Raw genomic sequence first — 14,574 nt, forward strand, 5'->3', positions numbered from 1 at the left:
TATGTGGTGGATTTACGGTGATATCAAACTTTGTATCATGATGCTAAAAATTGCTTTCCGGTATGTTTTGACCTTAATGGTCCTATTCGCTTGCTCCTCTCCTCCCCTGATGCGGTTTACGTTGGAAAGTGGGGATGTAGCAAGGAAGAACAGCCCTTTACTCATCTCTACCGGAAAGGAACTTCCCGTTGGCAGTAATTACGAATTGGTCAACGAAGACAGCCAGGAGTCCTTTCCCGCACAGGTACTGGCATCGGGAGAGCTACTGGTATTTATTGATTCCATGGCAGCTGAAAGTATCGGAAATTATGCCTTAAGACAAACAACCAGTGAAGAGGAAACAGCTTACCGCCCGAAAATAAGCCCATCGGAGGAGGGGCTGGAAATAGCTATTGATGGAAACCCTGTGTTGTTTTACCAAACTTCGACTGCCTTCCCGCAGGAGGCCTTGCCGGATTATTACAAAAGAAGCGGCATGATCCACCCCCTCTACAGCCCTGATGGCCAGGTACTCACAGATGCTTTTCCTGCCGGCCATACCCACCAACATGCCATATTCAATGCCTGGGTAAATACCCGTTTCAAAGGTGAAAAAGTAGACTTCTGGAACCAACATCAGGAAACCGGTACGGTAGAACATGTGGATTTGGTACATTCTGAGGAAGGTGTGAATACGGCTTTGTTTGAAAGTATTTTGCGCCACATCAGCCTAAAAGATGGAGAAGTCCTGGAGGAAAAATGGCGGGTTATGGTCTATCCTACTGCCGATTATTACCTGTTTGACCTTTATTCAGAGCAGACAAATACCAGCAACGATACCTTATTTGTTTTGGATTATCATTATGGCGGCATGGGTTTCAGGGGCAGTAGGGAATGGAATGAAGTGGACTCGGTTCATTTTACCAATTCCTGGAATATCCTGACTTCGGAGGGCTATACCAATGAAAATGCCAATCACACACATGCTGCCTGGGTGGCTGCCTTTGGTGAGGTGGATGGAGAAACCGCAGGAAGCACGGTATTTGGTTTTCCGGATAATTTCCGTTACCCGCAGGCCATAAGGGTTCATCCTACCATGCCTTACTGGGTGTATGCGCCCATGGTAGATGGAGAATTTTATATCGCTCCGGGAGAAACATTCAAAAGCAGCTTCAGGTACTATGTACACCAGGGGGAGCCCGATGAAAGGGTGATAGACAACATTAGGAATGACCTGATGAACCCCATTCAGGCAACCATTCTGGACTAAAGGCCTTTTTGATGCGGGTTTTTCATGGTTTGTTCTTACTTCTCGTGTTTCCCGACATGGTCAACTGATGGATTTCCCTCATTTCTCCTGCTTCCAAAGCCCGGTCAAAAATGGCCAGTCCGCCAATATATCCATTGAAAAAATTCCCCATTCCCCTTTTCAATACCACGGCCCCAACGGTGAAATCCGATCCATTATCCCCCAATCCATCAGGGAAATAATAGGGATTTTTGGAATGGACCAGTCCGTCTGGCAATCCCGGAAAACCTTTGGTATTTTTAATGGGTTCAGGTGCCCTTTCCTGAAACTCCCCATCCAGATATGATTTGATATACTGCCCGTCATAGGTAAAGGCGATGAAATGCCATTTGTCCCGGCTGAGGGTTTGTCTGCTGGCTGAATAATCACAACTGTATGGAAATGGAGGAGTAGGTCCCCCGGTATCGGAAACATGACCACAAACCTGATTGGCACCATTATAGTGCGGAAGGTCCACAAAAAGTCCGTACTGTCTCTTTCCACCATCGGTATATTCGTTCCACATGCCTCCTACAAACCCTGTACTCCCACGCCACTTTACCCACGCCATAACGGTAATTTCCTGCATTTGCCCATGAATATTAAGGGCACCGGTGTTTTCATGGGAAATAGCCAAAAAAACCTCCTGCTCAAAAACAGCAGCAAAACCTGATAATGGTCCTTCCTCAATTCTTGAAACGGGACCATTCATTTCTTTCAATGGGAAGTTTCCCCTACCTATCGCTTTTCTGTCCATACCTGCCCGTTCTTTAAAATCCCAGACTGCCACCAGCCCATTTTTATCTGCCAATATCTGGGTAGCTTCTTGTCTTCCGAAGCTGGCCTGTACAACAACAATAAACAGCCATACAGTAAACTGAAAAATTCTTTTCCTTATCATTGGTTCAGATTTCTTTGTGAAAAGAAATATTTTTATATTGATTGCTTTTCAATTTTGTAAATTTATAAAATATTACCCTTTCTACCTGATAAATCTAAATGATGAAACAAGTCAATTTTCTAGTAAACAATAGCTTTGTCCTTTTATTCACTTTTGCCCTGGCAGCCGCATCCTGCACCAATCAGGAAGCAGAAGAGACATCGGCCCCGAAACCTCCGAATATTTTATTTATTTTCACAGATGACCATGCTTTCCAGGCGATCAGCGCCTATGGAGACAGGTTGGCAGGCCTGGCACCTACCCCCAATATCGATAGGATTGCCAGGGGGGGCATGCGTTTTGACAGGGCCTATGTCACCAACTCCATTTGTGCTCCTTCCAGAGCCACCATTCTTACAGGAGCACACAGCCATGTCAATGGGCACCGCACGAATGGAGATACTTTTGACGGAACCCAAATCACTTTCCCCAAACTCTTGAAAGAAAACGGCTACACCACGGCCCTGATAGGCAAGTGGCACCTGCGGTCTGCTCCTACGGGTTTTGACCACTGGGAAATCCTTCCTGGCCAGGGGCACTATTACAATCCTGATTTTATTTCCGCCTCAGATACCGGGGCTGTAGAAGGTTATGTTTCTGACCTGATTACGGACAAGTCTCTGGCCTGGCTGGAGGACAATAAAGATAAAGAAAAACCATTCCTTTTGATGCTTCAACACAAGGCACCACACAGGGAATGGGAAAAGGGGCCGGATCACCTTGAGCTATACGAGGATGTGGAATTTCCTGAACCCGCCAACCTATTTGATGATTACAGCAGCCGGGGAACCGCCGCCAAAGAGCAGGACATGACCATTCGGGAAACCATGCAATTGGATTCGGATTTGAAGCTATGGACGGAAGAGAACAAGAACAAAGGTAGTTTTAACCGGACCTATGGCCGCATGAATGAGGAGCAGCGAGCGGCCTGGGATGCGGTTTATGATCCCATCATTGAGGAATTTCAGGAAATGGACCTGCAGGGAGAGGAGCTGGTCCGTTGGAAATACCAACGGTACATGCGCGATTACCTGGCTACCATCCGCTCTGTCGATGACAATGTAGGGAGGGTAATGGATTATCTGGAGGAGAACGGGCTCGATGAAAACACCCTGATTGTCTATACTTCAGACCAGGGTTTTTATTTGGGAGAGCATGGTTGGTTTGACAAGCGTTTTATGTATGAGGAGTCGTTCAGAACGCCCCTACTGATGCAATGGAAGGGTAAAATACCGCAAGGAAGCGTGAATAAAGACCTGGTGTCCAATCTTGATTTTGCCCAGACCTTTCTTGACATAGCCAAGGTGGAAGCACCTGACCGCATGCAGGGCCGGAGCCTGCTTCCCCTAATGATGGGAAATACGCCTGACAACTGGAGGGATTACTTGTATTACCATTACTATGAATTCCCAGGGGTCCATAGCGTACAAAAGCACGAAGGGGTAACCGGAGAGCGGTATAAACTCATGCATTTTTATGAAATCGATGAGTGGGAAATGTATGACCTGGAAAAAGACCCCATGGAAATGAACAATGTTTACGACCATGCCGAATACGACTCTCTCCAGACCAGTCTGAAGGACCGTTTGAAAAGAATAAAAACCCAATATGGGGTCATCCATCCGAAAAGTAATTATTAAACAGCCTTTAAACCCAAAATGATGCGGATCAGCTATTTCATTATTCTAACCCTGCTAATATATGGATGTGGCCAGAGTAAGAGCAATAAAGCAACAAACGACCTGGAAGAACCTGTACAGTTGGAAATCGTGCAGGACGAATCTTCGGGACAAATCCAGGTGTACAGGGAGGGTTTGCCTGAGCAAGCCATACTGGTTCAGGAAGCCAGAGAGGATTTCAGGCCCTATATCCATCCGATCCTTGCCCCTGATGGCGAGGGGATGTTGACAGAATACAGCCCGGGGCACCACCGGCACCAGACAGGTTTATATTGGGGATTCACCCGGGTTAATGACAGGGATTATTTTCACCATCCTGAGGAAAGTCACTGGAGGAAAGTTGCCGCCAATGTACTTGAGGCCAAGGGAGACAAGGTGGCCTGGCAAACCGTTTATGAAATGCTTGACAGCCTGGGGCAACCCATCATGACAGAAACTCAGAATTGGTCTTTTGGTATTCAAGAGGGACAGTATTACCTGGATCTGGAATGGGTCGGGCTGGCAAAAACAGCCATCACCATAGGAAAGTATGATTACGGTGGCTTGTTTCTCCGGATGCCCTGGAAAGAGGGCATGGATGCAGAAGTGATCAATACGGCCAGACAAAAAAATGAAATGGCTGAGGGCCAGCCCTCCATGTGGCTCAATATCGGCATGCAGGTACCCGATCGGGAAAACCGGGCCAACATTGCCCTCTTTGACCATCCTGACAACAGGGGTTATCCCCAAAAATGGCGGGTAGATGGACAATTTGGGGTGGGACCTGCCTACACCCGCGATCAGGATTGGGAAATCGCTTCCGGAGAACAATTGGTATTGAAGCACCGGCTGCTTTTTTATACAGAAGAGTTTCAGGACCTGGAACTAACAGAGGCCTGGGGAGCTTATACCGGAAATACCGGCATGTACAATACTACCGCCCTGTGGAGAATTGCCCAGGAGGAAGGTAGAAAAGCCAAATTTCTAAGTCCCGAGGAAGCGGTGGAAGAAATGACTGTCAAAGCTGGTTTTGAAGTCAATGTTTTTGCTGCAGAACCCATGATCACCCAGCCTATGGCTTTTTGCTGGGACGATAAAGGCAGGCTTTGGGTGGCTGAAAACAGGGATTATGAATCCCGGGGTCACGGGTTTTCCAATGCCGGAGACAGCCGGATCCTGATACTGGAAGACAGCAACGGTGATGGGGTCGCCGATAAAAAAAAGGTTTTCATGGAGGGTTTGGCCTTCCCCGCTGCTTTGGCCGTTGGTTTCGACGGGCTGTATGTAGGGGCACCTCCCAACCTCCTTTTTGTTCCTGACAGAGATAAAGATGACCAGGCAGATGAAGGAGATATTGAAGTGCTGCTTACCGGATGGGGCATCAGAGACCGGCATGAAACCTTAAATAGCCTGCACTGGGGACCTGATGGCTGGCTGTATGGCTTGCAGGGCTTTGCCACCCCTTCCAAAATCCGAAAACCTATCGGAGCCGAAAAAAAGAAGTTGTATTACCATAACGACCCCTTTCCTGAAGATTTACTGGAGTCCGATGGCGTGGACATCAATGGAGGGGTCTGGCGCTACCATCCCACCAAAGATCAATTTGAGGTAGTGGCACATGGATTCAGTAATCCCTGGGGAATAGACTATGATTCCAAAGGCCAATTGATCATGAGTGCCTGCGTGATACCTCACCTCTGGCATGTGGTACCGGGTGGCATTTACCACCGGCAGGGAGGGCAACATTTTAATCCCTATGTGTATGAGGATATCAAAACCATTACGGACCACAGCCACCGGTCGGCACATGGAGGTGCCAGGATTTATCAATCTGATGCTTTTCCCGAGGAAGAAAAAGGTAGGGTTTTCATGGCAAATATTCATGAACACGCCGTTTTGACGGACAAACTCCTTCCCGAGGGGTCCGGTTTTAGCGGGCAGCACGGGGATGATTTTTTATTAGCCAATAATGCCCAGTGGGTCGGTTTCAGCATGGAAATAGGTCCTGAAGGAGCTGTTTATGTACTCGATTGGCACGATGCTGATATCTGTGGGCAAGAGGTGCTCCATGCCGAAACAGGCAGAATCTTCAGGATCATGCCGGAACAATCCCTGGCCGAAAACTGGGAAGGCAGATATGAAGACCTCAACAACCTGCCGGATCAGGAATTGGTGGCTCTTCAGACCAGCAAGAGTGACTGGCATTCCAGAAGGGCACGGGGAATTTTACAGAAAAGAGCCGCCCAGGAAAGTTTAGATAAGGAAACCATTGCCGTACTCAAGGAAATCTTCGCCAATGATAAAAATACCGATTACCGTTTGCGCGCCCTTTGGACCTTGCACCAGGTCAGTGGCTGGCAGGAAGAGGAATTGATCGCCCTTCTGGAGGACCGGGATCCTTATATCCGATCCTGGGCCATCCAACTACTATGCGAAGACAAAAACCCGCCCCAAACTGCCCGGGCAAAGTTTCTGGAACTGGCGGAGCAGGATCCGTCCGCCACCGTACGACTATACCTCGCCGCAGCTCTTCAACGTATTCCAGAAGACTGGAAATGGGAAATGGCAGCTGCCCTGACGCAGCGGGAGGAGGACCAATCCGACCATAATATTCCTAAAATGATTTGGTTTGGAACCGAATACCTGATGGAAGTGGATCCTGAAAGGTTTCTTGGCCTGGCTGCTGAGTCCAATATCCCCCTGCTAACCCGTTTCATCGCGCGAAGAGCTGTAGATGGGGATCTGTTGGCACCTTTGGTAGCCACCATACAGCGGGCTGACCGGAATAAAGCCCAGCTTTTGGAAGGGATGCTTAATGGGATGGAAGGCCGCACTGACCTGGAAGTGCCGGCAAATTGGAAAGAAACTGCGGAACAACTCAATCAAGGCAGCGGGCTGCAGGACCTTGTTGCCCAAATTTCCGCCCGGTTTGGAGATGCCGAAGCTACCCAGAAAGCATTGGCAGCCATACAAAATAAGTCAGAAAGCAAAGAAGTTAAAGTCAGGGCCATACAGATGCTGGCTGCCCAGCAAAAAACAGGGTTAATCCCCTTGCTTCCCAGCCTTTTGGAAGACAGTGAGCTGAGAGGAGCTGCCATTCGTGCCGTAGCCGGCTTTAACAGAGCATCCCTGGGCAAAACCCTGATTGACTTGTATCCCAGCGTTTCTGAAGAAGAAAAAACCGCCATCCTTCAAAGCCTTGCCTCCAGGTCAGTATATGGAAATCTGCTGATGCAGGAAATCAAAACAGGCAACATTACAAAAAAAGAGGTGCCCGTCACCCTGGCCAGACAGTTACATCGGGTAATCGGTAGTGGATTTGTAGAAATATGGGGTCCCATAGAACACGTTCCCAGCGATGAGGCTGCCTATGAGAACTACCGGAAACTACTGACAGCCGATGCCCTGAAACAGGCCGACCTTCAGGCAGGTAAAAAATTATTCATGCAATCTTGTGGAAGCTGCCATAAAATGTTTGGAGAAGGGGCTGACATTGGTCCGGACCTGACAGGATCCAATCGACAAGATCCGGATTACATTCTTTTGAATGTCCTGGAACCCAGTGCTGAAATCCAGGACGCCTACCGACTGGTTATCATTACTACGATGGATGGCAGGACCTATACAGGGAATGTGGTAGCGGAAAGCCCCAGGCAAATCACCTTGAAAATTGCCGGACAAGATCCCGTTCAACTCAATAAATCCAACATACAAAACAAAGAAATTACAGACCTATCGCTCATGCCACCAGGATTGTTCGAGCCCTTGTCCAACCAGGAAGTGGTCAATTTGATGGCCTATCTGCAATCACAAAAAAAAATCAAATAAAGGAGAATCAATAAATTTTTATTCTTAAACCTGCGGCATTGGTCAACAAATGATTCCATTTTGAGGAAGGAGAACCCCATTGGGGTTGGTCTCCAAAAAACTTACCCACTTCATACTGGAATTTATAGTAGACGGCAATGTAGGGGTTAAATTCAAAATTGACTCCGATATTGGGTGCAACTACCCCTCTGGTAAAAATTCTGGTACCATTATCAGCCGTAACAATCATTGGCTCCTCTGATTTGGGAGAAATAAACTGAAACCCTGCATCCGCACCATAAAAAAAAGTCAGGTAATCATTGTAGTAATAATCGTAACGATAGGTCCCTTTTGTGGCTATTAGTTGCTGGTACTGCCCGGTAGCATCCTCCTGACCTTCCGGGATCCTGTCCATGCGGTATATCCCTACATTGAGGCCCCAGGTGACCATATCTGCAGAAAAGGGTGTGAGCTCCTGTCTTCCTGCGGCCAGTTCAATCCCCAAAGCCGGGGAATAAACATCGGCTTGTTTGCCAAATAAATGTTTGTGGGTCATTCCGGCACTGAATTCCAGCTCCTGTGAGAAACCTTGCACCTGGTACAAGCTCATCAAAATCACTGACAATAAGATAATTGGTTTTGTTTTCATGCTAAAGGTGTTCAATCTGCTTATGCGGTTCCGGAATTACCGGGCATAAGCTCACAAATGTTCTTCTTTGGGCTAGACAATTTCTATACCAAAAAGCTTAACTTTGTAAGTAAAACCAGGACCAGGATTGAATCACTCAGCGGACGGAAGATACATATGGCAACATGAGGACTTGCAGGTTCACCTGTTAAAGGAAAAGGCCATTTGGTTAGAGGAAGAGAAATCCTTATTGGTATCAGACACCCATTTTGGCAAAGCCGGACATTTTAGGAAATCAGGGATTCCCATCCCAGAAACCATTCATATAAACGATTACCATAAAATCTATCAGTTGATTTCAACATTGGGGGCTCAGAAAGTTTATTTCCTGGGAGACCTCTTCCATAGTGATCACAATGAGACCTGGGCAGACCTACTTGAATTTCTGGATGAAAATCCAACGGTAAACTTCCATTTGGTCTTGGGCAACCACGATATTTTACCAGCAGAGATTTATCAAAGCAGTCGCCTGCAAATCCATAAACAAGCCTGTATAATGGGAAGGTTTGTATTGAGCCATGAGCCCTTGAAGCAAGTGGCAGAAGGGAAATTGAACATTTGCGGGCACTTACATCCGGGATTGGTTATTAAGGGAAAAAGCAAACAATTTCTCAAATTGCCCTGCTACTATTACACCAGAAACTGTCTGATCATGCCTGCATTCGGAAATTTCACCGGACTGATGAAAATGTCTGCTAAAACCGCAGAAGCCATCCTGGTAACCACCGCTGAAGCCGTGATTCCAATCAAATTAAAAAATAAGGTTGGTTAAGTTAATATACCTGATTAATTTTGAGTTGTATAAATAGCGATGAATGGCCAAATTGCAAAGAAAAAAAACAAAGCTTGGCAGCTATAAGTTTGCCAGCGTGTTATTTAGTATTACCCTGTCTTTGTTAATGATGGGCATATTTGGTGTGATCGTCATTCAGGCCAAAAAATTGACCTCTTTAATCAGGGAAAATATTGAAATACAAGTCTTCCTGAACAAGGATTTGGAAAAATCTTCCATTGAACGACTCATCGGACAGATGGCATCCAAACCGTATGTACTAGAAAAGGAAACTGGAACAAGTATTCAATTTACCTCAAAAGAGGATGCAGCAAGCCTTTTCATGGAGGAAGTGGGAGAAGATTTTACGGCCTTTCTGGACGATAACCCGTTGAGGGATTCATTTACCTTCTCCGTAAAGGATGAATTTCAAACTTCTGAGGAAATTGCTGTTATTGTAACCGAGTTGGAAAAGATCCCCGGTGTTTTTGAGGTAACCTATATGCAGGACATGGTCGCCTCCATCAATGAAAACCTCTTGAAAGTAAGTATTGTGTTGGGTTCACTTATTGTAATATTATTGGTGACCGTGGTCATTCTAATCAGTAATACCATAAAGCTGGCCTTGTTTTCCCAGCGGTTTTTGATCAGAAGCATGCAGTTGGTAGGAGCCACCAAAGGATTTATCCGAAGGCCATTTCTTTGGCGTTCGTTTCTTTATGGAGCCTTAGCCGGAATCATCGCCTCGGGCATAATCTTTACTTTATTGGAATATGGGAAAAATTTCATTGAAGGCTTGCAGCTGTTGTATGATACCGAATTGCTTGTCATGCTTTTTGGAAGTTTAATCTTACTGGGCGCCCTGATGTCATGGCTAAGTACCTATAGATCTATAAACAAATACCTGAACATGTCCCTGGACGAACTTTATTAAAATTATGAATAACAACCCTTTACCTTTTACCAAATACAATTACCGTTTGATGCTGATTGGCATAGCCATAATCGTTTTGGGATTTACCATCATGGGACTGGACCAGCAAATGCATGGCTTTGGTTTTATGGGACTTACCCTGGGGCCTGTCACAGTACTTTTCGGTTTTCTTTTTCAATTTTACGCCATCTTTTATAAAAAAAAATAATTAATGACTTTTTTTGAAGCCATCATTCTGGGTATTGTCCAGGGATTAACGGAATTTTTACCAGTTTCCTCCAGTGGCCATTTGGAAATAGCTGCCGCCTTATTGGGAAGCAGTAAGCTGCCAGAGGAAAGTTTAATGTTTACGGTTGTAGTTCATTTTGCCACTGCCCTAAGTACCCTTGTGGTATTTAGAAAAGATGTCTATGAGATCATTAAGGGGCTCTTCCAGTTCAAAGACAATGAAGAAACCAGGTTTTCGGTTAAAGTGATCCTTTCCATGATCCCAGCGGTAATCATCGGCTTGTTTTTTGAAGAAGAGTTGGAACAACTATTTGGTGGAAAAGTGGTCTTTGTTGGGTTTATGTTATTGATCACCGCTTTGCTCCTTTTCCTTGCTGACCGGGCGAAAAATACAGGGAAGCCGGTTTCATTCGGTCATTCGGTCATCATTGGCTTATCCCAGGCCTTCGCCATGTTGCCGGGAATTTCCAGATCCGGTGCCACCATTTCTACTTCTGTTCTGTTGGGTATTGACAAAAACAGGGCAGCAAGATTTTCTTTTCTCATGGTCGTTCCGCTGATATTGGGGAAAATTGGTAAAGACATTATGGATGGAGCACTGACCTACCAAAACGAACAATTCATTACCCTGTCAGTAGCTTTCATAGCTGCATTTGTTGCCGGCCTTATCGCATGTACCTGGATGATTCAGCTGGTAAGAAAAAGTAAGTTGAGTTATTTTGCCGTTTACTGCCTGGTGGTGGGACTGCTTGCCATATCTTCAGGCTGGTTTTAATGAACAATTTGGAAAAACCATATGGCGCCGTATTTCTGGTAAACAAACCTTATCAATGGACTTCCTTTGATGTGGTAAAAAAAATAAGAAATGCGCTGAAAGTGAAAAAGGTGGGCCATGCAGGAACCCTTGATCCTTTGGCTACCGGATTGCTGATCATTTGCGCCGGCAAAGAAACCAAAAATATAACACACTATCAGGCACAGGAAAAAGAGTATGTCGGTACCATCGTCCTGGGAAAAACCACCGAGTCTTTTGATCTGGAAAGAGAAGTAAAGGAAATCGCCGACCCCCATTTCCTGAAAAAAGAAGCCATTTTTGGGGCTGCCCAGTCTCTGACGGGAGATATCATGCAAATACCTCCCAATCATTCTGCCATCAAAAAAGATGGCAAAAGGGTGTATGAATCTGCCAGGAAGGGCATAGACATGAAGCTGGATCCCAGACCGGTTACCATCAAGACATTTGAAATAACCGGAATAGACCTGCCTGAAATTCATTTTAAAATCGCTTGTTCGAAAGGCACCTATATCAGAAGCATCGCCAGGGATATGGGGGAAATACTAGGCGTCGGTGCTTACCTCTCCGCATTAAAAAGGACAGCCATTGGGGAGTTCAGGTTGGACAATGCCTGGGAACTGGACCTTCTGGTGGATAAAATTAAAAGTGAGCAGCATGAAAATCTATAAATCTCTTGCTGATTTACCCCAATTTAAGGATCCTGTAGTGACCATAGGAACCTTTGACGGAGTTCACCTTGGGCATCAGAAAATCCTCAAAAGGGTAAAGGAATTTGCCCGTAAAATCAAAGGGGAAACCGTTTTGGTTTCATTTTGGCCACACCCCAGGATGGTTTTGTTTCCCGATAGCCATGGCATACAATTGTTAAACACTTTTGATGAAAAAGCCGACTTGCTGGACTCCTTTGGAATAGATCACCTGATCAGCATACCTTTCACGGCTGAATTTTCCGAAATGACATCGGATGATTTTATTCAGGAGATATTGGTAAATAAAATAAAAACTAAAAAATTGGTGATCGGATATGATCACCGCTTTGGCAAGGATAGAGCAGGCGGTTTTGAACACCTGAAAGCCCGACAGGAAAGGTACAAATTTGACCTGGAGGAAATACCACGCCAGGACATTGACGATATTGGCATTAGTAGTACCAAAATCAGAAAGGCACTGAACACTGGAAATATCGGGATCGCCAATGAGTTTCTGGGCAGGCCCTATCAATTGGAAGGAACTGTTGTAGAGGGAGATAAAATAGGTCGCACGATAGGATTTCCTACCGCCAACATACGGGTGGAAGAAGCTGATAAACTGGTACCGGCAGATGCAGCTTATCTGGTTAAGGTAGAGATTGAGGAAGAAAGTTTCGCTGGGATGCTAAATATCGGCAACAGGCCTACGGTAAGCGGAAGCAAAAAAAGTATTGAAGTTCATATTCTGGACTTTCAAAAAGAGATTTATGGTAAAAACATACGCATCATGTTCCTGGATTTTTTGAGAGCCCAAAAAAAATTCGCAAATTTAATAGACCTGAAAACACAGCTGGAAAAGGACAGGCAAATGGCAGCAAAATTTTTCGGTAAAGAAAAACACGACTCAAATGATAAATAAAGTGGTAGCCGACGCTCCTGAAGCCATTCATGACATCACTGATGGAGCAGTGCTTTTGTTGGGTGGCTTTGGGCTCTGTGGTATACCAGAGGCTGCCATTCAGGCCCTGATTTTTAGGGATTTGAAGCAATTGACCTGCATTTCCAATAATGCCGGAGTGGATGATTTCGGAATTGGCCTTTTATTGAAAAAGAGAATGATCAGGAAATTAATTGCCAGCTATGTTGGAGAGAATGCCGAATTCGAAAAACAATTTGTGGCAGGAGACCTTGAGCTGGAACTGATCCCACAGGGAACCCTGGCAGAACGTATAAGGGCCGGAGGCGCTGGTATTCCTGCATTCTTTACCCCTACCGGGATAGGATCAGATGTGGCGAAAGGCAAGGAAATCAGGGAGTTTGACGGCAGGTTATTCCTATTGGAAAGGTGGATCAAAGCCGATTTTGCACTGATCAAAGCCTGGAAAGGTGATACTGCAGGCAATTTGATTTACAGGGGAACAGCCAGAAACTTCAACCCCCTCATGGCTGCCGCCGGGAAAATTACCATCGCAGAAGTAGAAGAACTTGTACCTGCGGGGGAGTTGGACCCCAACCATATACATACTCCCGGGATATATGTTCAGCGCATTTTTCAGGGAGAAGCCTATGAAAAAAGAATTGAAAACGTCACCGTTTCAGCCTAACCCTCTCAGAAAATGCTCAGCAAAACCCAAATCGCCAGGAGAATAGCCAAAGAAATCAAAAATGGCCAATATATCAATTTGGGTATTGGCATACCCACCCTGGTGGCCAATTATATACCTGACCACCTGCAAGTGGTCTTGCAATCTGAAAATGGCTTGCTTGGTATAGGGCCTTTCCCCAAATCAGCAGACACCGATCCTGACCTGGTGAATGCCGGAAAAGAAACCATTTCCATGGTCAAAGGTTCTTCCTTGTTTGATTCCGCCGAAGCATTCGCCATGATCCGGGGTGGGCATATCGACATGGCCATCCTGGGTGCGCTGGAGGTGTCTGAAAACGGAGATATTAGCAATTGGAAGATATCATCAGGACTTATTAAGGGTGTAGGAGGAGCTTTGGATCTGGTGGCATCTGAAGCCCGGCTATTTGTAGCGATGCATCATTGCCACAAAGACGGGAGTTCCAAATTATTGAAAGAATGTAAATTACCCCTAACCGGAATAAAATGTGTTCATAAAATCTTTACCGACCTCGGCATTTTCAGTATACTTCCGGAGGGTGGATTTAAATTACTGGAAAGAGCTCCGGGAGTAACTTTAGATGAAATCAGAGACAAGACAGCCGGTAAATTAGTGATCAAGGGAGAAATCCCGGAAATGGAAAGTTTTGATTAAGGTTGATGCCAACTGTTTCAACATTCTTTGCTAGTTTTGTGTCCTCAAAACAAAAAAAATGAAAAAATCTGAAATCAAGTTTTCCGTATCCCTAGACGATAAAAATTTACCTAAAAGCATAGAATGGGATGCTTCGGATAAAGAAGCTGAAGGTTTGGAATCTACCAGGAGTATAAGCCTGAATGTATGGGACAATCTCAATCAAAGTACCCTGAGGATTGACCTGTGGACCAACGAAATGTCAGTTGCAGAAATGAAGCGGTTTTACATCGATATTTTGGGTGGTATGGGACAGACCATTTTGAACAGTACCGGTGATGAGTATTTTTCCGAAGAAATAAAAGCCCTTTGTGACCGCCTGGTCACCCATGTCAACGAGGAAAACAAATCAAAATAATAGCCATAAATAGATTGGCCCATTTAATTCCGGGCTTTTTTTTATCTGCCTGCAAATTCTTTATGGCCTGCCGTTTTATTACCCCACCGATGACAGGTATCAAAAAACATGGTCACTGG

Annotated in this window: 14 protein-coding genes; 12 read left to right on the top strand and 2 right to left on the bottom strand. The window is 45.5% G+C overall.

The window, feature by feature from the left end:
- The first annotated feature begins 37 nt into the window (after positions 1–37).
- Complete coding sequence (locus tag GL182_RS05555) at positions 38–1,249, top strand: PmoA family protein (protein ID WP_240469688.1); 1,212 nt, start codon at positions 38–40, stop codon at positions 1,247–1,249.
- Between the two features lie 22 nt (positions 1,250–1,271).
- Here GL182_RS05555 and GL182_RS05560 read toward each other — a convergent pair whose 3' ends face one another.
- Complete coding sequence (locus GL182_RS05560; protein ID WP_163378674.1) at positions 1,272–2,168, bottom strand: LamG domain-containing protein; 897 nt, start codon at positions 2,166–2,168, stop codon at positions 1,272–1,274.
- Between the two features lie 98 nt (positions 2,169–2,266).
- Here GL182_RS05560 and GL182_RS05565 point away from each other — a divergent pair, with 98 nt between their 5' ends.
- Positions 2,267–3,847 (top strand): sulfatase, encoded by a 1,581-nt coding sequence (locus tag GL182_RS05565; protein WP_205603589.1) that lies wholly within the window; start codon positions 2,267–2,269, stop codon positions 3,845–3,847.
- Positions 3,848–3,865: 18 nt separating this feature from the next.
- Positions 3,866–7,693: a PVC-type heme-binding CxxCH protein gene (locus GL182_RS05570; RefSeq protein ID WP_317167787.1), complete on the top strand. Its 3,828-nt coding sequence runs from the start codon at positions 3,866–3,868 to the stop codon at positions 7,691–7,693.
- Between the two features lie 7 nt (positions 7,694–7,700).
- Here GL182_RS05570 and GL182_RS05575 read toward each other — a convergent pair whose 3' ends face one another.
- Positions 7,701–8,321 carry a hypothetical protein gene (locus tag GL182_RS05575; RefSeq protein WP_163378675.1) on the bottom strand — a complete coding sequence of 207 codons (621 nt, stop codon included), beginning with the start codon at positions 8,319–8,321 and terminating at the stop codon, positions 7,701–7,703.
- 127 nt (positions 8,322–8,448) lie between these two features.
- Between GL182_RS05575 and pdeM the strand changes: the two genes are divergently transcribed.
- Genes pdeM through gldC form a run of 9 tightly spaced genes read left to right on the top strand, consistent with a single transcriptional unit; the run spans position 8,449 to position 14,455 of the window.
- Positions 8,449–9,132, top strand: a complete 684-nt coding sequence (gene pdeM / locus GL182_RS05580; protein WP_163378676.1) for a ligase-associated DNA damage response endonuclease PdeM — start codon at positions 8,449–8,451, stop codon at positions 9,130–9,132.
- A 43-nt stretch (positions 9,133–9,175) separates the two neighbouring features.
- Entirely contained in the window at positions 9,176–10,066 is an 891-nt protein-coding gene (locus tag GL182_RS05585; RefSeq protein WP_163378677.1) for a cell division protein FtsX, read from the top strand.
- Between the two features lie 4 nt (positions 10,067–10,070).
- Positions 10,071–10,274, top strand: coding sequence for a DUF3098 domain-containing protein (locus tag GL182_RS05590; protein ID WP_163378678.1), 204 nt, complete (start codon positions 10,071–10,073; stop codon positions 10,272–10,274).
- 3 nt (positions 10,275–10,277) lie between these two features.
- Positions 10,278–11,069, top strand: coding sequence for an undecaprenyl-diphosphate phosphatase (locus tag GL182_RS05595; RefSeq protein WP_163378679.1), 792 nt, complete (start codon positions 10,278–10,280; stop codon positions 11,067–11,069).
- The gene (gene truB / locus GL182_RS05600; RefSeq protein WP_163378680.1) at positions 11,069–11,758 is read left to right on the top strand and encodes a tRNA pseudouridine(55) synthase TruB; all 690 of its coding nucleotides are present in this window, start codon (positions 11,069–11,071) and stop codon (positions 11,756–11,758) included. Before GL182_RS05595 ends, truB begins: the two co-directional genes overlap by 1 nt.
- Positions 11,745–12,698: a bifunctional riboflavin kinase/FAD synthetase gene (locus tag GL182_RS05605; RefSeq protein WP_163378681.1), complete on the top strand. Its 954-nt coding sequence runs from the start codon at positions 11,745–11,747 to the stop codon at positions 12,696–12,698. Before truB ends, GL182_RS05605 begins: the two co-directional genes overlap by 14 nt.
- Positions 12,688–13,383 carry a CoA transferase subunit A gene (locus tag GL182_RS05610; RefSeq protein ID WP_163378682.1) on the top strand — a complete coding sequence of 232 codons (696 nt, stop codon included), beginning with the start codon at positions 12,688–12,690 and terminating at the stop codon, positions 13,381–13,383. The genes GL182_RS05605 and GL182_RS05610 overlap by 11 nt, the downstream gene beginning before the upstream one ends.
- A 12-nt stretch (positions 13,384–13,395) precedes the next feature.
- Positions 13,396–14,058 carry a 3-oxoacid CoA-transferase subunit B gene (locus GL182_RS05615; RefSeq protein ID WP_163378683.1) on the top strand — a complete coding sequence of 221 codons (663 nt, stop codon included), beginning with the start codon at positions 13,396–13,398 and terminating at the stop codon, positions 14,056–14,058.
- A gap of 58 nt (positions 14,059–14,116) precedes the next feature.
- Positions 14,117–14,455: a gliding motility protein GldC gene (gldC, locus tag GL182_RS05620; RefSeq protein ID WP_163378684.1), complete on the top strand. Its 339-nt coding sequence runs from the start codon at positions 14,117–14,119 to the stop codon at positions 14,453–14,455.
- Positions 14,456–14,574 lie beyond the last annotated feature (119 nt).

This window comes from Cyclobacterium sp. SYSU L10401 (genome assembly GCF_010993705.1).
Classification (GTDB): domain Bacteria; phylum Bacteroidota; class Bacteroidia; order Cytophagales; family Cyclobacteriaceae; genus Cyclobacterium.

Bases quoted from the DNA above. Each gene is read 5' to 3' on its own strand.
- GL182_RS05555 (WP_240469688.1), top strand. From the start codon at position 38: ATGATGCTAAAAATTGCTTTCCGGTATGTTTTGACCTTAATGGTCCTA.
- GL182_RS05570 (WP_317167787.1), top strand. From the start codon at position 3,866: ATGATGCGGATCAGCTATTTCATTATTCTAACCCTGCTAATATATGGA.
- GL182_RS05565 (WP_205603589.1), top strand. From the start codon at position 2,267: ATGATGAAACAAGTCAATTTTCTAGTAAACAATAGCTTTGTCCTTTTA.
- GL182_RS05615 (WP_163378683.1), top strand. From the start codon at position 13,396: ATGCTCAGCAAAACCCAAATCGCCAGGAGAATAGCCAAAGAAATCAAA.
- GL182_RS05560 (WP_163378674.1), bottom strand. From the start codon at position 2,168: ATGATAAGGAAAAGAATTTTTCAGTTTACTGTATGGCTGTTTATTGTT.
- gldC (WP_163378684.1), top strand. From the start codon at position 14,117: ATGAAAAAATCTGAAATCAAGTTTTCCGTATCCCTAGACGATAAAAAT.
- truB (WP_163378680.1), top strand. From the start codon at position 11,069: ATGAACAATTTGGAAAAACCATATGGCGCCGTATTTCTGGTAAACAAA.
- GL182_RS05605 (WP_163378681.1), top strand. From the start codon at position 11,745: ATGAAAATCTATAAATCTCTTGCTGATTTACCCCAATTTAAGGATCCT.
- GL182_RS05575 (WP_163378675.1), bottom strand. From the start codon at position 8,321: ATGAAAACAAAACCAATTATCTTATTGTCAGTGATTTTGATGAGCTTG.
- GL182_RS05590 (WP_163378678.1), top strand. From the start codon at position 10,071: ATGAATAACAACCCTTTACCTTTTACCAAATACAATTACCGTTTGATG.
- GL182_RS05610 (WP_163378682.1), top strand. From the start codon at position 12,688: ATGATAAATAAAGTGGTAGCCGACGCTCCTGAAGCCATTCATGACATC.
- GL182_RS05595 (WP_163378679.1), top strand. From the start codon at position 10,278: ATGACTTTTTTTGAAGCCATCATTCTGGGTATTGTCCAGGGATTAACG.
- GL182_RS05585 (WP_163378677.1), top strand. From the start codon at position 9,176: ATGGCCAAATTGCAAAGAAAAAAAACAAAGCTTGGCAGCTATAAGTTT.